This window comes from Kitasatospora sp. NPDC034023, from assembly GCF_055575795.1.
Window position 1 is genome coordinate 299,091 of sequence record NZ_JBVIRY010000003.1, and the last position, 26,874, is coordinate 325,964.

At 75.7% G+C, this 26,874-nt stretch carries 2 protein-coding genes; both read left to right on the forward strand.

The genetic code is table 11. From position 1 onward, the window contains the following. Positions 1–15,009, forward strand: coding sequence for a type I polyketide synthase (locus tag ACZ52R_RS06555; protein WP_465752923.1), 15,009 nt, complete (start codon positions 1–3; stop codon positions 15,007–15,009). A 40-nt stretch (positions 15,010–15,049) separates the two neighbouring features. Then, positions 15,050–26,842 carry an SDR family NAD(P)-dependent oxidoreductase gene (locus tag ACZ52R_RS06560; RefSeq protein WP_465753025.1) on the forward strand — a complete coding sequence of 3,931 codons (11,793 nt, stop codon included), beginning with the start codon at positions 15,050–15,052 and terminating at the stop codon, positions 26,840–26,842. The last annotated feature ends 32 nt before the right edge of the window (positions 26,843–26,874 follow it).

Sequence of the window (26,874 nt, forward strand, 5' to 3'; positions counted from 1 at the left end):
ATGTCCGACGACAAGAAGCTGCTCGACTACCTCAGGCGCGCCACCGCAGACCTCGGTGACACCCGGAGGCAGCTGCGCGAGGCCGAGCAGGCCCGCCACGAACCGATCGCCGTCGTCTCCATGGCCTGCCGCTATCCCGGCGGCACCGACACGCCGGAACTGCTGTGGGACCTGGTCTCCCGGGGCGCCGACGCGGTCTCCGCCTGGCCGGTCAACCGCGGCTGGGACCTGGAGGGCCTCTACGACCCGGACCCCGAGCGGCCCGGTACCTCCTACACCCGGCACGGCGGCTTCCTCCACGACGCCGCCGAGTTCGACGCGGAGTTCTTCGGCATCTCGCCGCGCGAGGCCCTGGCCATGGACCCCCAGCAGCGGCTGGCACTGGAGACCGCCTGGGAGGCGGTCGAGCGGGCCACGATCGACCCCCGCACGCTGCGGCGCACCGGCACGGGTGTCTTCCTCGGGGCGATCGGCAACGGCTACGGCGCGGGTTCGCGCCACCTCCCCGAGGTCCAGGGCCTGTTGGACACCGGGACCGCGAGCAGTGTGGTCTCCGGCCGGATCGCCTACACCCTGGGCCTGGAAGGGCCCGCGGTGACCGTGGACACGGCCTGCTCCTCTTCTCTGGTCGCCCTGCACCTGGCGATCCGGGCCCTGCGGGCCGGCGACTGCACGCTGGCCCTGGCCGGCGGGGTGTCGGTGATGGCGACCCCCGACGCGTTCGTGGCGTTCAGCCGCCAGCGGGCACTGTCGGCCGACGGCCGCTGCAAGGCGTTCGGGGCCGACGCGGACGGAACCGGTTGGTCCGAGGGCGCCGGCGTCCTGCTGCTGGAACGGCTGTCGGACGCGCGGCGCAACGGGCACCCGGTGCTGGCCGTCATCCGGGGTTCGGCCACGAACCAGGACGGTGCGAGCAACGGCCTGACGGCGCCCAGCGGCCCGGCACAGCAGCGGGTGATCCGGGCGGCGCTCGCGGACGCGGGCCTGTCGGCGTCCGAAGTGGACGCGGTGGAGGCGCACGGCACCGGCACCACCCTCGGCGACCCCATCGAGGCGCAGGCGCTGCTGGCCACGTACGGTCAGCGGCGGCCCGCCGAACGGCCTTTGTGGCTGGGCTCGTTGAAGTCGAACATCGGCCACACCTCGGCGGCGGCCGGAGTGGGCGGCGTCATCAAGATGGTGCTGGCGATCGAGCACGGCGAACTGCCCAGGACCCTGCACGCGGACCGGCCGACGCCCATGGTGGACTGGTCGTCGGGAGCCGTGGAAATCCTCTCCGAGGCCCGCGTCTGGGACGACACGGGACACCCGCGCCGGGCCGGGGTGTCCGCCTTCGGCGTCAGCGGCACCAACGCCCATCTGATCCTGGAACAGGCCCCGGCGGAGGAAGCCGTACCGGCGGCCGACACTGCGGCCGACGGCGATGCGTACCCGCTGCCCTGGGTGCTGTCGGGGCGTACCGACGAGGCGCTGCGCGACCAGGCGGCCCGGCTGCTGGCACACCTGAGCGCCGGTCCCGCACCCCTGCGGGCCGCCGACACCGGCCGCGCCCTCGCCCTCACGCGGACCGCCTTCGAACGGCGCGCCGTGGTGGTGGGCACCGACCCGGACCGACTGCTCGACGGCGTGAGGGCGCTGGCGGAGGGCCGCTCGGTGCCGGGCCTGGTGCGGGGCGACGGTGTGTCGTCCGGTCGGGTGGCGCTGGTGTTCCCGGGTCAGGGTTCGCAGTGGGTGGGGATGGCCGCGGAGCTGCTGGCCGGGTCGCCTGTGTTCGCGGGGCGGATGGCGGAGTGCGGGCAGGCGCTGGCGCCTTACGTCGACTGGTCGTTGGTGGAGGCGTTGGGTTCGGAGGCGCTGTTGGCGCGGGTGGATGTGGTGCAGCCGGTGCTGTGGGCGGTGATGGTGTCGCTGGCGGAGGTGTGGCGTGCGTTCGGTGTTGTTCCGGACGCGGTGGTCGGCCACTCGCAGGGCGAGATCGCCGCGGCCGTGGTGGCGGGCGGTCTGAGCATCGACGACGGGGCGCGGGTGGTTGCGCTGCGTTCCCGTGCGGTGGGGGCGTTGGCGGGCCGTGGCGGGATGGCGTCGGTGCCCCTGCCGGTCGAGGCGGTGCGGGAGCGGATCGCGGGCCGGTTGTCGGTGGCGGCGGTGAACGGTCCGTCGTCGACGGTGGTGTCGGGTGACGCGGACGCGGTCGCCGCGTTGGTGGAGGCTCTGGTGGGGGAGGGGGTGCGGGCGCGGTTGATCGAGGTCGACTACGCGTCGCACTCCGCGCATGTGGAGGAGGTCCGCGAGCAGCTGCTCGCCGACCTGGACGGCATTGTGCCCGTCTCGGGCGGGGTGCCGTTCTTCTCGACGGTGACGGGCGGCTGGCTGGACACGAAGTTCCTCGACACCGAGTACTGGTACCGGAACCTGCGGGAGACGGTGGAGTTCGGGCAGGCCACGGAGGCGTTGCTGGGGGAGGGCTTCCGGTTCTTCGTCGAGTCCAGCCCGCACCCCGTGCTCACCTTCGGTGTCCAGCAGACCGCCGACGCGGCCGACACCGCCGGTTCCGCGCAGGGCCCCGCCGTGGTCGTGGGCACGCTGCGGCGCGGCGAGAGCGGCCTCGACCGCTTCCTGACGTCCCTGGGAGAGGCCCACGTGGGCGGCCTGCTGCCCGACTGGGACCGGGTGTTCGCCGGACACCGTCCGGGCGGCGTCTCCCTGCCCACCTACGCTTTCCAGCGCCGCCCGTACTGGCTGGAGGACACCGGCCCTGCGGCGGGCGGTCCGTCCGGTCCGTCCGCGGCGGGCGACGACTTCTGGGAGGCCCTGGGCGGGGGTGACCTGGACCGGTTCACCACCGCCCTCGGGGTGGCGCCCGAGGACCCGCTGAACGTGGTGCTCCCCGCGCTCGCCAGCTGGCGCACCGAGCGCACCGAGCGTTCGGTGGTCGACTCCTGGCGCTACCGCGTGACCTGGCGGGCCCTGCCCGAGGGCCCGGCGGTCGCATTGGACGGCAGCTGGCTCGTGCTGTCGTCGGACGGCCAGTCCGAGGACGGGGCACGCCGGTCGGAGGCGACCGTCCACGCCATGGAGCAGGCCGGGGCCTCGGTGGTCCACATACGGATCACCGAGGCGGCGGCCGACCGCGCCGTGCTGGCCGACCGGGTGCGCGCGTCCCTCGACGCGCTGCCAGGACCGGTGACGGGAGTGCTGTCGCTGCTGGGCCTCGACGAGCGCCCGCACCCGGAACACCCCTCCGTCCCGCTGGGCACCGCGCTCAACCTGGCCCTGGTGCAGGCCCTCGGCGACGCAGGGATCGGCGCGCCCCTGTGGTGGGCGACCCGGGGCGCGGTGTCGGTCGGGGGCACGGACACCGGGAGCGGGGTCAGCGCCGCGCAGAACCTGCTCTGGGGCCTGGGCCGGGTCGCCGCGCTGGAGTTCCCGCAGCGCTGGGGCGGTCTGGTCGACCTCCCGGAGGTCCTGGACCCGGACACCGCCGGGCGGCTGTGCCGGGTGCTGGCCGGCCAGGCCGGGGACGAGGACCAGGTGGCCGTCCGGGCCACCGGCTGCCACGGCCGGCGGCTGGTCCGGTCCGCCCTGGGCGACACCGCGCCGCGGCGGAGCTGGCGGCCCGGGGGCACCGTGCTGATCACCGGCGGTACCGGCGGGATCGGCGCGCAGATCGCGCGCTGGCTGGCCCGGCGGGGAGCCGGGCACCTGGTGCTGGTCAGCCGGCGCGGCCCGGACACGCCGGGTGCGCCGGAGCTCGCCGAGGAACTGGCCGCGCTCGGCACCCGGGCCACCCTGGCCTCGTGCGACGTCGCCGACCTTCAGGCCCTGCGTGCGTTGAAGGACGGCCTCGAACAGGACGGCCACCGGATCAGCACCGTCTTCCACGCCGCGGGGGCCGGGCTGCTGGTGCCACTGCCCGACACCGACGCGGACGAGTTCGCCGACACTCTGCACGCCAAGGTCGGCGGGGCCCGGAACCTGGACCTGCTCTTCGACCGGGACACCCTCGACGCGTTCGTGCTGTTCTCCTCCATCTCCGGGGTGTGGGGCAGCGCCGTCCACGGCGCCTACGCCGCCGCCAACGCCTACCTCGACGGCCTCGCCGAGGACCGCAGGAGCCGCGGCCTCGCCGCGACCTCCGTGGTGTGGGGCATCTGGAGCCCCGAGGGCGGGGCCGGCGGGATGGCGGCCGAACTGGCGGAGGAGACCCTGCGCGGCCACGGCGTGCTCTTCATGCCGCCCGCGGTCGCGATCACCGGGCTCCAGCAGGTCCTGGACCACGACGAGACGGTGGTCGTGGTCGCCGACATCGACTGGGACCGCTTCGCGACGGTCTTCACCTCGGCGCGCCCCAGCCCGCTGATCGGGGAACTCCCCGAGGTGCGCAGCGCGCTGGCCGCCGGACCGGAGACCGGCGGGACCGGTGCCGGGGGGACCCCCTCGGCGCTTCGCGACCGGCTGGCGCCGCTCCCGGCGGCCGAGCGGACCCGGGTGCTGGTCGAGCTGGTCCGGACCCACGCGGCCGCCGTCCTCGGCCACGACTCGCCGGACGCGGTCGCCCCCGGCCGCGCCTTCCGCGAGCTGGGCTTCGACTCCCTGACCGCCGTGGACATGCGCAACCGACTCAACGCCGCCACCGGCCTGCGGCTCCCGGTCACCGTCGTCTTCGACTACTCGTCGGCGACTGCGCTCGCCGGACGCCTGGAGACCGGCCTGCTGGGTGCCGCCGAGGAGCCCGCCACCGTCCGGCAGCCCCCGACGGCGCTACCCGCCGCCGACGACGACCCCATCGTGATCGTCGCCATGAGCTGCCGCTACCCTGGCGGCGTCCGCACCCCCGAGGACCTGTGGCGCCTGGTCGCGGACGGGCGCGACGCCGTCTCCGGGCTGCCGTCCGACCGGGGCTGGGACCTCGACACGCTGTACGACGCGGACCCCGACCGGCCCGGCCGGAGCTACGCTGCCGCGGGCGGATTCGTCAGGGACGCGGACCGCTTCGACCCCGGGTTCTTCGGGATCTCCCCGCGCGAGGCCCTCGCCATGGACCCGCAGCAGCGACTGCTGCTCGAAACCTCTTGGGAGGCGATCGAGCGCGCCGGCATCGACCCGTCCACCCTGCGCGGCACCCCGACCGGCGTCTTCGCCGGCGCCTCCTACCAGGGCTACGGCGGCACCCTGCGCGACATCCCCGAGGAACTGGAGGGCCTGTTCATCGCGGGCATCTCCACCAGCGTCCTGTCCGGGCGGGTCGCCTACCAGCTCGGCCTCCAGGGGCCCGCCGTGACCGTGGACACGGCCTGCTCCTCGTCACTGGTGGCGGTCCACCTCGCCGCGCAGTCGCTGCGCTCGGGCGAGTGCACGCTGGCCCTGGCGGGCGGCGCCACGGTGATGGGCACCCCGCTGTCGTTCACCGGCTTCAGCCGGCAGCGCGGGCTTGCCGAGGACGGGCGCTGCAAGTCCTTCGCCGCCGCGGCGGACGGCTTCGGCATGGCAGAGGGCGTGGGCCTGCTGCTCCTGGAACGTCTCTCGGACGCCCGCCGCAACGGCCACCCGGTACTCGCGGTACTGCGCGGCTCGGCGATCAACCAGGACGGCGCGAGCAACGGACTGACCGCGCCCAGCGGCCTGGCCCAGCAGCGGGTGATCCGCGACGCGCTGGCGAACGCCCGGCTGTCGGCCGCCGACGTGGACGCCGTCGAGGCGCACGGCACCGGCACCCGGCTGGGCGACCCGATCGAGGCCGACGCGCTGCTGGCCATCTATGGCCAGGACCGGCCGGCCGACCGGCCGGTGTGGCTCGGGTCGCTGAAGTCGAACATCGGGCACACCCAGGCCGCCGCCGGCGTCGGCGGCATCATCAAGATGGTGCTGGCCATGGGGCACGGCGAACTGCCGCGCACCCTGCACATCGACCGGCCGACCCCGAACGTCGACTGGACGGCGGGCGCCGTCGCCCTGCTGACCGAGGCCACCCCCTGGCCCGAGACCGGCCGGCCGCGCCGGGCCGGAGTGTCCTCGTTCGGCCTGAGCGGCACCAACGCCCACGTCGTCATCGAACAGCCGCCCGCCGGGCCCGCACCCGCCCTGCCCGCCGGGCCCGCACCCGCCGCCGTCCCGTGGGTCCTGTCCGGGCGGACCGCCGAGGCGGTGAAGGCCCAGGCGGAGCGGCTGCACGCGTACCTGACGGAGCGGCCGGAGCTGCCGTCCGCCGACGTCGGCTACTCGCTGGCCACCACCAGGACCGCCTTCGAGCACCGCGCGGCCGTCGTCGGCGGCGACCGGGCGACCCTGCTGGGCGGCCTGGCCGCGCTGGCCGCCGGAGAGCGCGCACCCGGCCTGGTCCAAGGCATCGTCGCCCGGTCGGCCAGGACCGTCTTCGTCTTCCCCGGCCAGGGAACCCAGTGGGCCGGCATGGCCCGGGAACTGCTCGACCACGCCCCGGCCTTCGCCGACCGGATCGCGGCGTGCGAACGCGCCCTCGCCCCGCACCTGGAGTGGTCGCTGCTCGCGGTCCTGCGCGACGCGCCCGACGCGCCCCCGCTCGACCGGGTGGACGTGGTGCAGCCGGTGCTGTGGGCGGTGATGGTGTCGCTGGCCGAGCTGTGGCGGGCGCACGGGATCGTCCCCGACGCCGTGGTCGGCCACTCCCAGGGCGAGATCGCCGCCGCCTGCGTGGCCGGCGCGCTCTCGCTGGACGACGCGGCCCGGATCGTCGCCCTGCGCAGCCGGGCCCTGCTGGCCCTGACCGGACGCGGCGGCATGCTGTTCGTGCCGCAGCCGGTCGAAGCCGTGCGCGAGGCACTGTCCGCCCACGACGGGGCACTCGACGTTGCCGCGGTCAACGGGCCGACGTCGGTGACGGTCTCCGGCGACCCGGCTGCACTGGAACGGCTGCGCGAGCAGTACGCCGAGGCGGGCGTCCTGGCCTGGCCGGTCCCAGGCGTGGACTTCGCCGGACACTCGCCCCAGGTGGAGGAGCTCCGCGAGGAACTGCTCGCCCTGCTCGGCGGCATCGCGCCGCGGACCTCCGCCGTCCCGTTCTACTCGACGGTCAGCGGCGGCCCCGTGGACACCCTGGACCTGGACGCCGCGTACTGGTACGAGAACCTGCGCCGGCCGGTGGAGTTCGGCCGGGCGCTCGACGCGCTCGTCGCCGACGGGCACCACACCTTCGTCGAGTGCAGCACCCACCCCGCGCTGACCGTCTGGATCCAGGAGGCCGTCGAGGCGGCCGGGGTCGGCGACGGGGCCGTCGTCGGCACCCTGCGCCGCACCGAGGGCGGCCCCGGCCGCTTCCTCGCCGCGCTCACCGAGGTCCAGGTCCGCGGACTGCCGGTGGACTGGGACGCGGTGTTCGCCGGAACCGGCGCGCGCAAGCGGCCCCTGCCCACCTACGCCTTCCAGCAGCAGCGCTACTGGCTGGACGCCACCCCCGGCCGGCCCGCCGACGCCGCGACCGGCGCCGGCCCGGCCGACTCCGGCTTCTGGGCGGCGGTCGACCGCGCGGACCTGGACGCCCTCGCCACCACCCTGCAGGTCGAGGACGAAGAGCTGCGGGTCTCCCTTGCTTCCCTGGTGCCCACCCTCGCCGAGTGGGCGCGCGGCCGCGCCGACGACCGGACCGCCGACAGCTGGCGCTACCGGGTCGCCTGGAAGCCCCTGCCGGCACCCGAGCGGCCCCGGCTCACAGGCAGCTGGCTCCTCGTCGCCCCGGCCGTCGCCGCCGACGACCCGGCCGTCGCGTTCGCCGCGGACACCCTGCGCGGACACGGCGCCACCCCCGTCCTGGTCGAGGCCAGCCACGACGCGACCGACCGGACGCGGTTCGCCGCACTGCTCCGCGACGCCCACGACCGCGCCGACGGGCCGCCCGCCGGAATCCTGTCGCTGCTCGCCCTGGCCGAGGAACCGCACGGCGACGGATCGGCGCTCCCCCTCGGCCTCACCCTGACCGTCGCGCTCCTCCAGGCCCTGGGCGACCTCGGCACCGACGCCCCGCTCTGGAGCGCCACCCGGGGCGCGGTGTCGGTCGGCCGCTCCGACCGGATCGACAGCACCCTCCAAGCCCTGGCCTGGGGCCTCGGCGGGGTCGCCGGCGTCGAGTACCCGCAGCGCTGGGCCGGCCTGGTCGACCTGCCGCGACGGCTCGACGACCGGGCCGCGACCCGGCTCGCCGAAGCCCTGACCAACCCCGACGGCGAGGACCAGCTGGCGGTGCGCGCCACCAGCGTCTACGGCCGCAGGGTCGTCCACGCCGGACTCGGCGACACCGCCCCCGCACGCGACTGGACACCCGAGGGCACCGTCCTGATCACCGGCGGCACCGGCGGCCTTGGCGCCCAGATCGCCCGCCGGCTCGCCCGCACCGGCACCGCGCACCTGCTGCTCACCAGCCGGCGCGGCGCACAGGCCCCGGGAGCCGACGCCCTGCTCGCCGAACTGCGCGGACTCGGCGCCGACGCCACCGCGGTGGCCTGCGACGTCGCCGACCGCGACGCACTGGCGGAACTGCTCGCCGGCATTCCGGCCGAGCGCCCGCTGCGCGCCGTCCTGCACACCGCGGGCGTCCTCGACGACGGGGTGATCGATTCCATCACCCCCGAACGCGCGGCCGGCGTCCTGCGCCCCAAGCTCGACGGCGCACGCAACCTCGACGCGCTCACCCGGGGAATCGACCTGACCGCCTTCGTGCTGTTCTCCTCTCTCGCCGGCACCCTCGGCGGCACCGGCCAGGGCAGCTACGCCGCCGCCAACGCCTACCTCGACGCCCTGGCCCGGCAGCGCCGCGACCTCGGACTGCCCGGCACCTCGGTGGCCTGGGGCCTGTGGGGCGGCGAGAGCCTGGCCTCCGGAGCGGTCGCCGAACGGCTGATCCGCGACGGCCTGCCCGCCATGGACCCCGCCGTGGCCACCACCGCGCTGCACCAGGCCCTCGACCACGACGACACGGCCGTCCTCGTCGCCGACTTCGCCTGGGACCGCTTCACCCGGGCGTTCACCGCGCTCCGGCCCAGCGCCGCCCTCGGGGACCTGCCCGAGGTGCGGGAAGCGCTCGCCGCCGCGGCCGGGTCCCGGGGCAGCGCCGACGGCGCCGAGCCGCCGGCGCTGCGGCTCGCCGCACTGCCCCCGGCGGAACGCGACCGGGCCCTGCTGGACCTGGTCCGCCGCGAGGTCGCCGCCGTGCTCGGCCACCCCGGGCCCGAGGCGGTGGGACCCGACCAGGCGTTCAAGGACGTCGGCTTCGACTCGCTGACCGCCGTCGAACTGCGCAACCGGCTCGCCGCGGCCACCGGCCTGCGCCTGTCGGTGACCCTGGCCTTCGACTACCCCACGGCCACCACCCTGGCCGGACACCTGCGCGCCGAACTGCCGGGGGCGCCCGCCACCGAGGCACCCGACGCCCCCGGGCAGCCGCCCGCGGCCGCCGCGGTGCCCGAGGACGAGGCGATCGCCGTGGTCGCCATGAGCTGCCGCTACCCCGGCGGCGTCAGCACCCCCGAGGAGCTGTGGGAGCTCGTCGCGGGCGGACGGGACGCGATCACCGGCTTCCCCACCGGACGGGGCTGGGACCTGGACGGCCTTTACGACCCGGACCCGGACCGGGTCGGCAGCACCTACGCGCGGGAAGGCGGCTTCCTGCACGACGCCGACCGCTTCGACCCGGCCTTCTTCGGGATCTCCCCGCGCGAGGCGCTGACCATCGACCCCCAGCAGCGGCTGCTGCTCGAACTCTCCTGGGAGGCGTTCGAGCGGGCCGGCATCGACCCGCTCTCCCTCAAGGGCAGCGCGAGCGGCGTCTTCGTCGGATGCAGCCACCACGACTACGGGTCGCGCGTCACCGAACCCTCCGAAGAGCTCGAGGGCTACCTCGGCATCGGCAGCGCGGGCAGCGTGGCGTCCGGGCGGATCTCCTACAGCCTCGGCCTCGAAGGGCCCGCGGTGACCGTCGACACGGCGTGCTCCTCGTCGCTGGTCGCGGTCCACCTCGCGGCCCGGTCGCTGCGGGCCGGCGAATGTTCGCTGGCGCTCGCCGGCGGGGTGACCGTGATGTCGACACCGGGCGCGTTCGTGGAGTTCAGCCGGCAACGGGTGCTCGCCGAAGACGGCCGCTGCAAACCGTTCGCCGCCGCCGCCGACGGCACCTCCTGGGCAGAGGGCGCCGGACTGCTCGTCCTGGAACGCCTCTCGGACGCCCGGCGCAACGGCCACCCGGTGCTCGCCCTCGTTCGCGGCTCCGCCGTCAACCAGGACGGCGCCAGCAACGGCCTGACCGCCCCCAACGGCCCCTCCCAGCAGCGGGTCATCCGGGCGGCCCTCGCCGACGCCGGACTGACCGCTTCCGAGGTCGACGCGGTGGAGGCGCACGGCACCGGGACCCGGCTGGGCGACCCGATCGAGGCCCAGGCGCTCCTGGCCACGTACGGCCGGGAACGCGGCGCGCAGCAGCCGCTGTTGCTGGGGTCGCTGAAGTCGAACATCGGACACAGCCAGGCCGCCGCCGGCGTCGCAGGCATCATCAAGATGGTGCAGGCCATGCGGCACGGGGCGCTGCCGCGCACCCTGCACGTCGACGCGCCGACACCCCACGTCGACTGGTCGGCCGGCGCGGTCCGGCTGCTCACCGACGACACCCCGTGGCCGGAGACCGGCCGCCCCCGGCGGGCCGCGGTGTCGTCGTTCGGAGTCAGCGGCACCAACGCCCACACCATCCTCGAACAGCCCACCGAACCGGCCCCGGCCGCCGCCCCCGCGCCGCCCCCTGACACGCCCGTCGCCCCCGCCGAGCCCGCCCTGCCCTGGCTGCTCTCCGCCCGTGATGCGGACGCGCTGCGGGAGCAGGCCGCCCGGCTGCTCCGGCACACGGAGCATGCCCCGACCCTCGCCGTCGCGGACGTGGGCCGCTCCCTGGCGCTGAACCGCAGCGCCTTCGAGCACCGGGCCGCCCTCACCGGCACGGACCGGCAGACCCTGCTCCAGGCGCTCGCCGCCCTCGCCGCCGGCGAGCCGTCGGCGGACCTGGTGCGCGGGATCACCGGCCCGGCCGCGAAGACCGCCTTCCTGTTCCCCGGCCAGGGCAGCCAGCGCACCGGCATGGGCGCCGGACTGTACGCACGGTTCCCGGTCTTCGCCGACGCCTTCGACGCGGTCTGCGCGGAACTCGATCCGCTGCTCGACCGCCCGCTGCGGGAGGTGATCGACGCGGCCCCCGGCGACCCCGGCCACGGGCTGCTGGACCGCACCGAGTACGCCCAGCCCGCCCTGTTCGCACTCGGCGTCGCCCTGTTCCGCCTCGTCGAGCACTGGGGCGTGCGCCCCGACCGGCTGCTCGGCCACTCCGTGGGAGAGCTGGCCGCCGCCCACGTCGCCGGGGTGTTCACCCTGCCCGACGCCGCGGCGCTGGTGGTCGCGCGGGGACGGCTGATGCAGGCCCTCCCGGCGGGCGGCGCGATGGTCGCCCTCGCCGCCGGGGAGGAGGAGGTGCTGCCACTGCTCGCGGGCCGTGAGGGCGAGGTCGGCCTCGCCGCGGTCAACGGCCCGGCCTCGACCGTGGTCTCCGGCGACGCGGCGGCGGTGGACGAGATCGCCGCCGTGCTCGCCGCGCGCGGCCGCAAGACCCGGCGGCTGCGGGTCTCCCACGCCTTCCACTCGCCCCTCATGGAGCCGATGCTCGCCGAGTTCCGCGAGGTCGTGGCCCGGATCGTCCCGGGGGAGGCCGCCGTCCCGGTGATCTCCGACCTGACGGGCGAGCCGGCCACCGCCGAGCAGCTCGGCTCGCCGGACTACTGGGTGGAGCACGTGCGCGGCACCGTCCGCTTCCAGGACGGCGTACGCCACCTGGAACGCGACGGCGTCACCGCGTTCCTCGAACTCGGACCCGACGGCGCGCTCACCGCCATGGGCCAGGACTGCCTGACCGGCGCCACCGGCAGCCCGGTGCTGATGCCCCTGCTGCGCAAGGACCGGCCTGAAGCACCCGCGGCGACGGCCGCCCTGGCCCGGCTGCACGTCACGGGCGTCCCCGTGGACTGGGACGCCGTCCACTCCGGCGGCCCGGCCGGCTCCGCCGTCGACCTGCCGACCTACGCCTTCCAGCGCGGCAGCTACTGGCTGCAGGCCGGCCCGGCCGCGGCCGGACTGCCCGCAGCCGGACTTCAGGCGGTCGACCACCCGCTGCTCGGCGCCGGAACGGAACTCGCGGACTCCGACGGCTTCCTCTTCACCGGCAGGTTCTCGGTCCGCAGCCACCCCTGGCTGGCCGACCACGGCGTCTACGAGGGGGTGCTGTTCCCCGCCACCGCGTTCCTGGAACTCGCGGTCCGCGCGGGCGACCAGGTCGGCTGCGACCAGGTCGAGGAACTGACCCTGGAGGCACCGCTGGTGCTCCCGGCGGGCGGAGCCGTCGCACTCCAGCTCACCGTCGGAAGCCCGGACGCCGCCGGCACCCGTCCGCTGAGCGTCCACGCCCGGGCCGCCGACGACAGCCCCGACGCCCCCTGGACCCGGCACGCGAGCGGCCTGCTCAGCTCCACCGGAGCCGCGGACCCGGCCGACCCGGCCGACCCGGCCGACCCGGCCGACCCGGCGGACCCCGAGGCCTGGCCGCCGCCCGGAGCCGTCCCCCTCGACACGGAGGGCCTGTACGACCGCTTCGCGGGCGGCGGGTTCGCCTACGGCCCCGCGTTCCAGGGCCTGCGCGCGGCCTGGCGGCTCGGCGACGAGGTGTACGCCCTCGCGAGCCTGCCCCAGGAGCAGCGGCCGGACGCCGCCGCGTTCGGCCTGCACCCGGCCCTGCTGGACGCCGCCCTGCACTCACTGGTGTTCGACGTCCTCAAGGGGCCCGCGCAGGGCTGGCTGCCGTTCTCCTGGAACGGGGTGCGCCTGCACGCCTCCGGGGCCGCCGAACTCCGGCTGCGGCTGACCCCGACCGGCCGCGACGCCGTCGCCGTACAGGTGACCGACACCACCGGGCGGCCGGTGCTCTCGGCCCGCTCCCTGGTCCTGCGGCCCGTCTCGCGCGACCGCTTCAAGGCCACCCGCGTCGGACACCACGAGGAACTGTTCCGCCCCGAGTGGCAGGCCCTGCCCGAGCGCGCCGCGACGGCGGCCGGCACCGCCTTCGACCCGGAGCCCTGGACCGTGCTCGGCACCGGGACACTCCCCGGCCGCACGGTCACCGACCTCGCCGCGCTGTCCGCACTGCTCGACGCGGGCGCCCCACCGCCCCGGCTGGTGCTGGCCGCCTGCCCGCCCGCCTCGGCCCCGTACGCGCCGCCCGGCACCCTCCGTGACGCGGTCCACGACGGACTCGGCACGGTCCTCGCCCTGCTGCGCGACTGGCTGGCCGAGGAGCGGCTGGCCGGGGCCAAGCTGGTCCTGGTCACCTCGGGCGCGGTCCCGGTGACCGGCGACGACGTCCCGGACCCGGCCCTGGCCGCGCTCTGGGGCCTGGTCCGCTCGGCGCAGACCGAGAACCCCGACCGCTTCGTCCTGCTGGACCTGGACGCCCACGAGAACCCGCCCGCGCTGCTCGCCGAAGCCCTCGCGTCCGGGGAACCCCAGCTCGCGATCCGGGCCGGAGCCGTCCACGTCGCCCGGCTGGCCCGGGTACCGCTGGCCGTCACCGGGCGCACGCCCGGCTGGGGCGGCGACGGAACCGTCCTGATCACCGGCGGCACCGGCGCCATCGGCGCCCACGTCGCCCGCCACCTCGCCGCCGAACACGGCGTCCGGCACCTGCTGCTGACCAGCCGCAGCGGCCCCGCCGCCGACGGCGCGGCGGAACTCCTCGCCGAGCTCGCCGCCCTGGGCGCGCACGCCGAGATCGTCGCCTGCGACGCCGCCGACCGCGACGCCCTCGCGGCCCTGCTGGCCGCCCTGCCCCCCACGCACCCGCTGACCGGGGTGGTGCACGCCGCGGGCGTGCTGGCCGACGGCGTCGTCGCCACCATGACGCCCGCGCGACTGGACCACGTCCTGCGCCCCAAGGTGGACGCGGCGATCAACCTGCACGAACTCACCGCCGGCCTGGAGCTGTCCGAGTTCGTCCTGTTCTCGTCCATCGCCGGGATCTTCGGCGGCATGGGCCAGGGCAACTACGCCGCCGCCAACGCCTTCCTCGACGCCCTGGCCCACCGGCGCCGCGCCGATGGGCTGCCCGGCCGCTCCCTCGCCTGGGGCCTGTGGGCCAACAGCACCGGGATGACCGGCGGGCTCACCGAGGCCGACCTGCGACGGATCTCCCGGGGCGGGATCGTCGCCTTCGACCCGGCCCAGGGACTGGCGCTCTTCGACACGGCCGGCACCCTCGACGAGCCGGTCGTCCTCCCGCTGCGGCTCGACACCGCGGCCGTCCGCGCCCAGGCCGCCACCGGCGGCGTCCCCGCCCTGCTGCGCGGCCTGGTGCGCCCCGCCGCCCGGCGCGGCGCCGCGGGCCCCGCGGCCGGCACCGGCCCCGACGGGCCCGAGGCCCTGAAGCAGCGCCTCGGCTCCCTCAACGAGACCCAGCGCGGCCGGGTCCTGCTCGACCTGGTCCGCTCGCACGCCGCCCTGGTGCTCGGCCACAGCGGCCCGGCCGCGGTCGAGCCCGGACGCGGCCTGCTGGAGGTCGGCTTCGACTCGCTGACCGCGGTGGAACTGCGCAACCGGCTGCGCGCCGCAACCGGCCACCCGCTGCCGGCCACCCTGCTCTTCGACCACCCCACCCCGGCCGCGATCGCCGCACACCTCGCCGCCGAACTGCTCCCCGACGCCGGACCCGGCCCGCTCCCCGGCCTTGCCGAACTGGACCGCCTGGCAGGCGCCCTCGACGGCCTCCCCGACGACCCGGCGGACCGCGAACGGCTGGCCGGGCGGCTCCGGGAGCTCCTGCGCCGCCTCGACGACCCGGCGGCCACCCCGGCCGACGGCGACGGCACGGCGGCCGGGGTGGCCGCCTCCATCGAGGACCGGATGGACGGCGCCAGCGACGACGAACTCTTCGACCTCATCGACAGCGAACTCGGCCGGTCATGACACCGACCCGACCCGCGAACCAGGACGGTGGCCCCCAATGGTGAACGACGACAAGCTGAGGGACTACCTCAAGCGCGTGACGGCGGACCTGCACCACACCCGCCGGCGCCTGACCGAGGCCGAGGAAGCGGGCCGCGAACCGATCGCGGTCGTCGCGATGAGCTGCCGCTACCCCGGCGGCGTACGGTCCCCCGAGGACCTGTGGCGCCTGGTCACCGACGGCACCGATGCCATCACCGGCTTCCCCCGCGACCGGGGCTGGGACCTGGACCACCTGGACGACCCGGAACAACTGTGCGAGGGCACCAGCCACACCGCCCTGGGCGGATTCCTCGACGACGTCGGGCACTTCGACCCCGGATTCTTCGGGATCTCCCCGCGCGAAGCGCTCGCGATGGACCCGCAGCAGCGGCTCCTCCTGGAGACCACCTGGGAGGCGTTCGAACGGGCCGGTATCGACCCCGCGACCCTGCGGGGCAGCAGGACCGGCGTCTTCGCCGGGGTGATGTACCAGGACTACGCGGTACGGCTGCGCCAGGTCCCCGACGACGTGGCCGGCTACGTCGGCAGCGGCAGCTCCGACAGCGTCGCCTCGGGCCGCGTCGCCTACACCTTCGGTCTGGAGGGCCCGGCGGTCAGCATCGACACCGCATGCTCCTCCTCCCTGGTCGCCATCCACCTCGCCGCCCAAGCCCTGCGGGCCGGCGACTGCACCCTGGCCCTGGCCGGGGGCGCGATGGTCATGTCGACACCCGTTCCGTTCGTGGAGATGAGCCGCCAGGGAGGCCTGGCCCGGGACGGCCGCTGCAAGTCCTTCGCCGCCGCCGCCGACGGCACCGGCTGGGGCGAGGGCGTCGGCATGCTCCTGCTGGAGCGCCTCTCGGACGCCCGGCGCAACGGCCACCCGGTCCTCGCCCTGATCCGCGGCACCGCCGTCAACCAGGACGGCGCCAGCAGCAGGCTCACCGCCCCCAACGGCCCCGCCCAGCAGCGCGTCATCCGCCACGCCCTGGCCAACGCCGGACTCACCCCCGCCGATGTGGACGTGGTCGAGGCGCACGGCACCGGCACCCCGCTGGGCGACCCGATCGAGGCCCAGGCCCTGCTGGCCACCTACGGGCAGGACCGCGCGGACGGGCAGCCGCTGCTGCTCGGCTCGCTGAAGTCCAACATCGGGCACACCCAGGCGGCGGCCGGCGTCGGCGGCGTCATCAAGACCGTCCTCGCCATGCGGCACGGTACCGTCCCGCCCACCCTGCACGCGCAGGACCCGTCCCCGCAGATCGACTGGACCGCGGGCGCGGTACGCCTGGTCACCGCGAACACCCCCTGGCCCGAGACCGGACGGCCGCGCCGGGCCGCGGTGTCCTCCTTCGGCGTCAGCGGCACCAACGGACACGTCGTCCTGGAACAGGCGGACGAACCCGTGCTGGAACAGGCGGACGAACCCGCCGCCCCCGCCGTCCTCCCCTGGGTGCTCTCCGGACGCACCGCCGAAGCGCTGCGCGCCCAGGCCGCACGGCTCCGCGACCACCTCGACGCCCACCCCGGACCCGGCCCGGCCGAGGTCGGCCACGCCCTCGCGACGACCCGCGCCGCGCACGAGCACCGGGCGGTCCTGATCGGCGCCCACCCCGACGAGTTCCGGGCCGGCCTCGATGCCGTGGTGGCCGGCCGCACCGCCCCCGGCCTGGTCCTGGGCACTGCCGGAGCCGGCGGCGAAGTCGCCCTGGTGTTCCCCGGACAGGGATCCCAATGGGCCGGCATGGCCGTCGAACTCCTCGACTCCGCCCCCGCCTTCGCCGCCCGCATCGCGGACTGCGAGCGTGCCCTGGCCCCATTCGTCGACTGGTCCCTGGAAGCCGTCCTGCGCGGCGCTCCCGGCACCCCGCCGGCCGAACGCGTCGACGTGGTGCAGCCGGTGCTGTGGGCCGTCATGGTCTCCCTGGCCGAACTGTGGCGCTCCCACGGCATCACCCCCGGCGCGGTCATCGGCCACTCCCAGGGCGAGATCGCCGCCGCCGTGGTGGCGGGAGCGCTGAGCCTGGAGGACGGGGCGAAGGTCGTCGCCCTGCGCAGCCGCGCCATCCGCGCCCTGTCCGGCCGCGGCGGCATGGCCTCGGTGGCCCTGCCTGCCGAACAGGTCGCCGAACACCTCGCCCCCTGGGACGGCCGGCTCTCCGTCGCCGCCGTCAACGGACCCGCCTCCACCGTGGTCTCCGGCGACACCGACGCGCTCGACGCCTTCCTCGACCGGACGACGGCCCTGGACATCCGCAGCCGGCGCATCCCCGTCGACTACGCCTCGCACAGCGCCCACGTCGAGGACATCCGCACCGAACTGCTCGCCCGGCTCGACGGACTGACCCCCCGCCCGTCCGCCATCCCCTTCTACTCCACCCTCAGCGGCGGCCTGCTGGAGGACACCACCGCCCTGGACGCCGACTACTGGTACCGCAACCTCCGCGGGACCGTCCGCTTCGAACAGGCGACCCGCGCCCTGCTCGCCGACGGCTACCAGGTCCTCCTGGAAAGCAGCCCACACCCCGTCCTCACCGTCGGTGTCCTGGAGACCGCCGAGGACGCGGGCGCCGACGCCACCGCCGTGGGCACCCTGCGCCGCGACGACGGCGGCCCGCGCCGGTTCACCGAGTCCCTGGCCGAACTCCACCTGCGCGGAGTCTCCCCGGACTGGGACACCGTCTTCGCCGACCGCCGCCCCGGACGGGTGGAACTGCCCACCTACGCCTTCCAACGCGACCCGTACTGGTTGGAGGACGGAGCCGCGCCCGTCGGCGACGTCACCTCTGCCGGACTGACCCCCGCGGACCATCCGCTGCTGGGCGCCGTCGTGGTCCTCGCGGACAGCGACGGCCTGCTCCTCACCGGCCGCCTGTCGGCCCGCACCCACCCGTGGCTCGCCGACCACGCCGTCGGCGGCCGGGTACTGCTCCCGGGCACCGCCTTCCTGGAACTCGCGCTCCAGGCCGGAGCCCGCGTCGGCTGCCCCCGGGTCGAGGAATTCACCCTCGAGGCCCCCCTGGTGCTGCCCGAACACGGCGGCACCGTGCTGCGCCTCACCGTGGGCCCCCCCGACTCCCTGGGCCACCGCCCGCTCAGCCTGCACTCCCGGCCGGACACACCCGTCGACGGTGACCCCGACGGCGACGAGTGGACCAGGCACGCCGAAGGCGTCCTGGCCCAGGACGGCGCGGAAGGCGCCGAGGCCGACGGGCCGATGCCCTGGCCGCCGCCCGGCGCCGAACCCCTCGCCCTCGACGGACTGTATGACCGCTTCGCGGCGGCCGGATTCGCCTACGGTCCCGCCTTCCGGGGCCTGAACGCGGTCTGGCGGCGCGGCGACGAGCTGTTCGCGGAGGCCGTCGTACCCGCTGGGCCCGCACCCGATGCCGCCCGCTTCGGCCTGCACCCGGCCCTGCTGGACGCGGCCCTGCACGCCACCGGTGTGCCCGGCACCCCCGGCGCGGAGGCCCACCCCGAGGGACGGCTGCCGTTCTCCTGGAACGGCGTGACCCTGCACGCCACCGGCGCCGGCGCGATCCGCGTCCGGCTCGCCCCGGCCGGGCCCGACGCGGTGACGCTCGCCGTCGTCGACGCGACCGGCGCCCCCGTGGCGACCGTGGACGCACTGGTCCTGCGGCCCGCGGGCACCGTCAGCCTCGGCGCCGACCGCGCCCCTCACGGCCGCCGCCACCAGGACCTCTATGCGACGGAGTGGGTCACCACACCCGCGCGCGGCAGCGGCGCACCCGTTCACCGCACCGCGGACCTGGCCAGGCTGCTGGCCGCCGTCGACGCCGGAGCTCCGGTGCCCGAAACGGTCCTGCTCGCCTGCGCGGAGCCCACGGACACGGCCGGACCGGCCGCGGTGGTCCGCGCGGTCGTCCACCAAGCCCTCAGCGACGTCCGGACCTGGCTCGCCGACGACCGCTTCGCCGACTCTCGCCTGGTGTTCGCCACCCGGGGTGCGGTCAGCGCCGGGGAGGGGGAGGACGTACGCAACCCCGCGCACAGCGCGCTCTGGGGCCTGGTCCGTTCGGCCCGGTCTGAACACCCCGGGCGCTTCGCCCTGCTCGACCTCGACGCCGACGACGAGCACGGCACCTCCGCAGGCGTCGCCGCGGCCCTCGCCTCGGGAGAACCGCAGTCCGCGGTCCGCGGCGACGACGTCCGCGTACCCCGGCTGGCCCGGGTCCTCAGGAACGACCCGGACCTCTCGGACGACGCGGCAGGGCCCCTCCGGGCCTTCGACCCGGACGGCACGGTCCTCATCACCGGCGGCACCGGCCTGCTCGGCTCCCACGTCGCCCGCCGCCTGGTCACCGGGCACGGCGTCCGGCACCTGCTCCTGCTCTCCCGCAGCGGCCCGGCCGCCGCCGGAGCCGACGAACTGCGGGCCGAACTCGCCGCGCTGGGAGCCGAGACCGCCATCGTCGCCTGCGACGCCGCCGACCGGGTCGCCCTGGCCGCCGTATTCGCGGACCTGCCGCCCGCGCACCCGCTGACCGCCGTGGTCCATACCGCGGGCACCCTCGACGACGGCGTCGTCACCGCACTCACCCCCGAACGGGTGGACGCCGTGCTGCGCCCCAAGGTCGACGCCGCCCTCCACCTGCACGAACTGACCCGCGGCCTCGATCTGACGCACTTCGTGCTCTTCTCCTCGGCCGCAGGCACCTTCGGCGGCCCCGGACAGGCCAACTACGCCGCCGCCAACGCCTTCCTCGACGCCCTGGCCGTCCAGCGTCGGGCGGCGGGCCTGGCCGGCCAGGCCCTGGCCTGGACCCTGTGGGAGCAGGCCAGCGCCCTCACCGGACACCTGGACGAGGACGACGTACGACGCCTCGCCCGGTCCGGGATGCCGCCGCTCTCCACCGAGCGGGGACTCGCGCTCTTCGACACCGCCCTCACCGTGGACCGGGCCGCCCTGGTCCCGATGCGCCTCGACACCGCGGCCCTGCGGTCCGCGGCGGCGGAGGGCACTCTGCCGCCGCTGCTGCGCGGCCTGGTGCGCACACCGCCGCGCCGGGCGGCCACGGCCGCGCAGGCGACGGCCGACGACAACGCCCTGCGCCGGCGCCTCGCGGCCCTCGACGGCACCGGACAGACCCGGCTGCTCGTCGAACTCGTCCGCACCCACGCCGCTGCGGTCCTCGGCCATGCCTCCCCGGACACCCTCGACCCCGGACGGGCCTTCCGCGAACTGGGCTTCGACTCACTGGCCTCGGTGGAACTGCGCAACCGCCTGAACGCCGCCACCGGCCTGCGGCTTCCCGCCAGCCTGGTGTTCGACCACCCGACCCCGGCCGCGCTCGCGGACTTTTTGGGCGCCGGACTCACGGACACGGAAGCGGCCAGGGCCGTCATGCCCGCCGTACCCGCAGGGTCGGCCGACCGGAACCGGGACGCGGACGACGACCGGATCGCGATCGTCTCCGCGGCCTGCCGCCTCCCCGGCGATGTCCGCTCACCCGAGGACCTGTGGCGGATGCTGGCCGAGGGCCGCGACGGCATCTCCGGGTTCCCCACCGACCGGGGCTGGAGCCTGGACACGCTCTACGACCCCGATCCCGACCGCATCGGCACCTCCGTCACCCGCGACGGCGGCTTCCTCCACGACGCGGCCGGGTTCGACGCGGAGTTCTTCGGCATCTCGCCGCGCGAGGCGGCGGCCATGGACCCGCAGCAGCGGCTGCTCCTGGAAACCACCTGGGAACTCTTCGAGCGCGCGGCCATCGACCCGTCCACCCTGCGCGGCGCCCCGGTCGGCACGTACGTCGGCCTGATGCAGCAGGACTACGCGGCCCGGTTGCTGCCCTACATCCCCGAGGACGTCGAGGGATTCCTCGGCACCGGCAACTCGGGAAGCGTCGTCTCCGGACGCCTGGCCTACTTCTTCGGCCTGGAAGGCCCCGCGGTCACCGTGGACACGGCGTGCTCGTCCTCGCTGGTGGCCCTGCACCTCGCGGTACGGGCGCTGCGATCCGGCGAATGCTCGCTGGCCCTGGCCGGCGGCGTCAACGTGATGTGCAGCCCCGAACTGTTCGTCGAGTTCAGCCGACAGGGCGGACTCGCTCCGGACGGCCGCTGCAAGTCCTTCGCCGCGGCGGCCGACGGTACCGCCTTCGGCGAAGGCACGGGCATGCTGCTGGTGGAGCGGTTGTCGGATGCGCGGCGCAACGGGCATCCGGTGCTGGCGGTGATCCGTGGTTCGGCGGTGAATCAGGATGGTGCGAGCAATGGTCTGACGGCGCCGAACGGTCCGTCGCAGCAGCGGGTGATCCGTGCGGCGTTGGCGGATGCGGGGCTGACGGCGTCCGAGGTGGACGTGGTGGAGGCGCACGGTACGGGGACGCGGTTGGGTGACCCGATCGAGGCGCAGGCGCTGCTGGCGACGTACGGGCAGGACCGGCCCGCGGACCGGCCGGTGTGGATCGGCTCGCTGAAGTCCAACATCGGACACGCCTCGGCTGCCGCCGGTGTGGCGGGGGTCATCAAGTCGGTGCTCGCCTTGCGGCACGGCGTGATGCCCAAGACGCTGCACGTGGACGGTCCGACGCCCGAGGTGGACTGGTCCGCGGGGGCCGGCCGACTGCTGACGGAGGCCCGTGCGTGGGACGACACGGGCCGTCCGCGCCGGGCGGGGGTGTCCTCCTTCGGCGTCAGCGGCACGAACGCCCACGTCATCCTCGAACAGGCCCCGACCGACCCGACAGCCCCCGCAGACGGGCTCGTTGACGGGTCCGGGACACCGGGGACCGTACCCGCCGCCGTCCCCTTGCTCCTCTCGGCGCGCACTCCGGAGGCGCTGTGCGCCCAGGCTGCGGCGCTGTCGGCCCGGATCGGAGACGGGTCGGGCGTCCGCGCCGTGGACGTGGCCTTCTCCCTGGCCACGGGCCGCAGCGCGCTGGGACACCGCGCGGTGCTGGTGGGCACGGAGGAGAACCTCGCCGAGCACCTGGCCGCGCTGTCACAGGGTGCTGCGGTGCCCGGCGGCGGGTTGGTTTCCGGTCGGGTGGTGTTGGTGTTCCCGGGTCAGGGTTCGCAGTGGGTGGGGATGGCCGCGGGGCTGTTGGGTGAGTCGGAGGTGTTCGCGGGGCGGATGGCGGAGTGCGGGCGGGCTCTGGCGCCTTATGTGGACTGGTCGTTGGCGGAGGTGTTGGGTTCGGAGGCGCTGTTGGCGCGGGTGGATGTGGTGCAGCCGGTGTTGTGGGCGGTGATGGTGTCGCTGGCGGAGGTGTGGCGTTCGTTCGGTGTCGTTCCGGACGCTGTGGTGGGCCACTCCCAGGGCGAGGTCGCTGCGGCTTGTGTGGCGGGCGGTCTGAGTCTGGAGGACGGGGCTCGGGTGGTCGCGTTGCGTTCCCGTGCGGTGGGGGTGTTGGCGGGCCGTGGTGGCATGGCGTCGGTGCCTCTGCCGGTGGGTGTGGTGCGGGAGCGGATCGCCCCGTGGGCGGGGCGGTTGTCGGTGGCCGCGGTGAACGGCCCGTCGTCGACGGTGGTGTCGGGTGACGCGGACGCGGTGACGGCACTGGTCGACGCCCTGATGGGTGAGGGGGTGCGGGCGCGTGTGATCGAGGTCGACTACGCGTCGCATTCCGCGCATGTGGAGGAGATCCGCGAGCGGTTGCTCTCCGATCTGGCCGGCATCGTTCCTGTCTCGGGTTCGGTGCCGTTCTTCTCGACGGTGACGGGTGGTTGGCTGGACACGAAGGCTTTGGACGCGGAGTACTGGTACCGCAATCTCCGGGAGACCGTCGAGTTCGGGAAGGCCACGGAGACGTTGTTGGGGGAGGGCTTCCGGTTCTTCGTGGAGTCCAGCCCGCACGCGGTGTTGTCGGTTGCGGTGGGGGAGTCGGTGGAGGCCGCAGGTGTGGATGCCGCGGTGCTGGGGACGCTGCGTCGCGGGGAAGGCGGCCTGGCTCAGGTGCTGCGGGCGGTGGGCCGTGCGTGGGAGCGAGGGCTGGGGGTGGACTGGTCGGGTGCGTTCCCGGGGGCGCGGCGTGTCGAGCTGCCTACCTACGCCTTCCAGCGCAGCCGTTACTGGCTCGACGTTCCGACCACGAGCTGGGACGTCGCCTCGGCGGGTCTCGCCACGACCGGGCACCCGCTGCTCGGTGCGGCGACGCAGGTCGCGGACTCCGATGAGCTGCTGCTCAGCGGCCGGATCTCGCTGCGTACCCACCCCTGGCTCGCCGACCACGCGGTGTCGGGCGTCGTCCTCTTCCCCGGCACGGCGTTTCTCGAACTCGCGCTGCGCGCCGGGGCCGAGGCGGACTGCCCGGTGGTCGAGGAACTCACCCTCGGATCGGCGCTCGTGCTCCCGGAGGAGGGAGCCGTCCACCTACAGCTCCGGGTGGCCGCACCCGACGGCGACGGTCGGCGCAGGCTCGGCGTGTTCGCCCGTACGACACGGGACGCCGACGCGCCCTGGACCGAGCACGCCACCGGCACCCTGGCACCCCGGCCCGCCAGGGACCCGGCCGGAGCCGCGGCCGGTCTGCTGAGCTGGCCGCCGTCCGGTGCCGAACCCGTGGACACCGGCGACCTCTACGAGCGCTTCGCCGAGGCCGGCTACCACTACGGCCCCGCCTTCCGCGGCATCCGTGCCGCGTGGCTCCGCGGCGGCGAGGTGTTCGCCGAGGTGGTGCTGCCGGAGCCGCAGCACGCCGACGCCGCCGGATGCGTGCTGCACCCCGCGCTGCTGGACGCGGCCCTCCAGATCGCCGCACTGCTGCCCGACCAGGACGGCCGGGCCCGGCTGCCCTTCAGCTGGAACGGCGTGACCAGCGGGATCACCGGGGCCACCACGCTGCGCGTGCGGCTCGCCACCGACACGCCGGACACCGTGACCCTGCACGCCCACGACCTGTCCGGACGGCAGGTGCTCGGCGTGGAGGCCCTGCTGCTGCGGCCTCCGGCCGCCGGCGGGCCGCTCTCCGCGACCGCCCACGCCGACCTGCTGTACCGCCTCGACTGGACCCCGGCCACCGACCCGGCCGACGGCGCCGTGCCCACCTGGGCCGCCCTCGGCGGTGCCGTCCCCGGCGCGGTGTCATGGCAGGACATCGGCGCCCTGGGGGCCGCCCTCGAAGCGGGCGCCGCCCTCCCCGAGGTGATCGTGGCGGCCATCGCCACCGCCGACCTGCCCCACCCCGCCGACCGGGTCCGGGCCACCGCGCACCAGGGCCTCGCCCTCGTGCAGCAGTGGCTGGCCGACGAGCGGTTCGCTGCGGCCAGGCTGGCCCTGCTCACCAGGGACGCGGTCCGTACCGGACCGGTCGACCGTCCCGTCGATCCCGCCCAGGCCGCCCTGTGGGGCCTGGTGCGCAGCGCGCGGGCCGAGCACCCCGGGCGCTTCGTCCTCATCGACGCGGCCGGGACCGGCGAGCCGGCGGACGCCCTGCCTGCGGCGCTCGCCGCCGGGGAACCCGAGCTGGCGCTGCGGACCGGCCCGCCGCTGCTGCCGCGGCTGGTCCGCGGCGGCCGGCCGGACGGCACGCTGTCCCTGCCGGACGGCGCCGCCTGGCGGCTCACCACCGACGGCCGGGGCTCCCTCGAGGACATCGCGGCGGAGCCCGCTCCGGCGGCCCTCGCCCCGCTGGGCAAGGGTGAGGTACGGATCGCGGTGCGCGCCGCCGGGCTGAACTTCCACGACGTCATCGCCGCGCTCGGCCTGGACCCCGACCCCGAACAGCAGGGCCTGGGCAGCGAGGGCGCCGGAACCGTCATCGAGGTGGGCCCGGGTGTGGACGACCTGGTACCCGGGGACCGGGTGATGGGGATCTTCGGGGGCGCGTTCGGCCCGACCGCCGTCGCCGACCGCCGTACCGTCGCCCGGATACCGGCGGGCTGGTCCTTCGCCCGTGCCGCATCCGTGCCGGTGGTGTTCCTCACCGCCTACTACGGTCTGTTCGATCTCGGCGGACTGCGGCGCGGGGAATCGGTACTGGTCCACGCCGCGGCCGGCGGTGTCGGCATGGCGGCGGTGCAACTCGCCCGGCACGCCGGTGCGCGGGTGTTCGCGACCGCCTCCCCCGCCAAGTGGGACGTCCTGCGGGCTGGCGGACTGGACGCCGCGCACATCGCCTCGACCCGTACCACCGACTTCGCCGAGACGTTCCTGACGGCCACCGGCGGGCGGGGCGTCGACGTCGTACTCGACAGCCTGGCACGGGAGTTCGTCGACGCCGGTCTGCGGCTGCTGCCGAACGGCGGCCGGTTCGTGGAGATGGGCAAGACCGACGTCCGCGACCCCGAGACGGTCGCCCGGCAGCACCCCGGGGTGCGCTACCGGGCGTTCGACCTGATGGAGGCCGGTCCGGAGCGCATCGGCGAGATGCTTGCCGACGTCCTGGACCTGTTCCAGCAGGGAGTGCTGCGTCCTCTGCCCGTCACCGGCTGGGACGTCCGGCAGGCCCCGGCCGCCCTGCGCTCGCTCAGCCAGGCCCGGGGCGTCGGCAAGAACGTCCTGCTGCTGCCCGCTCCGCCGGACCCCGAAGGGACTGTCCTGGTCACCGGGGCCACCGGCACCCTGGGACGGCTCCTGGCCCGGCATCTGGTCGTCGCGCACGGCACCCGGCACCTGCTGCTGGCGGGCCGCCGGGGCGGATCCGCCGACGGTATGCCGGAGCTGGTACGGGAACTGACCGGGCTCGGGGCATCGGTGACCGTCGCAGCCTGCGACGTCGCCGACCGCGCCGCGCTCGCCGACCTGCTCGGGTCGGTGCCCGCCGCGCACCCGCTCACCGCCGTCGTCCACGCGGCCGGTGTCCTGGACGACGCCACGATCGCGGGGCTGACTCCGGACCGGCTCGACCGCGTCCTGCGGCCCAAGGCGGACGCGGCGCTGGCCCTGCACGAACTCACCCGGGAGCTCGACCTCGCGGCGCTGGTCCTGTTCTCTTCGGGCGCCGCCCAGTTCGGCGCGGCCGGGCAGGCGAACTACGCCGCCGCCAACGCGGTCCTCGACGCCCTCGCCGCCGAACGCCGGGCCGAGGGGCTGCCCGGCCTGTCCATCGGCTGGGGCCTGTGGGAGGAGCGCAGCGAGATGACCGCCGCGGTCACCGCGGGCCGGGGCGCCGGGGCGGGCGCGCTGACCTCGGCGGAGGGCCTCGCCCTGTTCGACGCGGCACTGGACTCCCCGTACGCCTACCGGCTCGCGGCCAGGATCGCCCCGTCCGTGCTGCGGGCGGACGACCGACTGCCCGCCGTGCTCCGCGGCCTGGTCCGCCCCGCCCGTACCGGTTCCGCCTCCGCCGCGGCGCCGGCCCGCTCGATGGCGCGGCAGCTCGCCGAGCTGCCCGAGGCCGAGCTGTACCGGACCCTGCTCGACCTGGTGCGCGGCAACGCCGCGGCGGTGCTCGGCCACAGTTCGCCGAACCTGATCCGCCCGGCCCGCCCGTTCAAGGACGTCGGCTTCGACTCCCTCACCGGGGTCGAACTGCGCAACCGGCTGGTGTCCTCGACCGGGCTGCGGCTGCCGGCCGCGCTCGTCTTCGACCACCCCACCCCGGAGGCACTGGCACGCCACCTCGCCGAGCGGGCCGCCGCCGCCCGCCCGACGGGCGACGCGGCGGTCCGGGCCGGGCTCGACACCCTGGAGGCCCTGCTCGACGCCCTGCCGCCGGACGGCGTCAGCGACGAACTCGCCGCCCGGATACGGGAAGTGCTGTCCCGCCCGCTGCCCGGCGGGACACCGGCCACCACCGCCCGCCCCACGGGCGACTTGGACGACCTGGCCCCCGACCTGATCGAGGCGGCCAGCGACGACGAGGTGTTCGACTACATCGACCGGCAGTTGGGATCCGCATGACCAGGGCACCGGTCCACGCCGTCCGCGCACCC

Bases quoted from the DNA above. Each gene is read 5' to 3' on its own strand.
- ACZ52R_RS06555 (WP_465752923.1), top strand. From the start codon at position 1: ATGTCCGACGACAAGAAGCTGCTCGACTACCTCAGGCGCGCCACCGCA.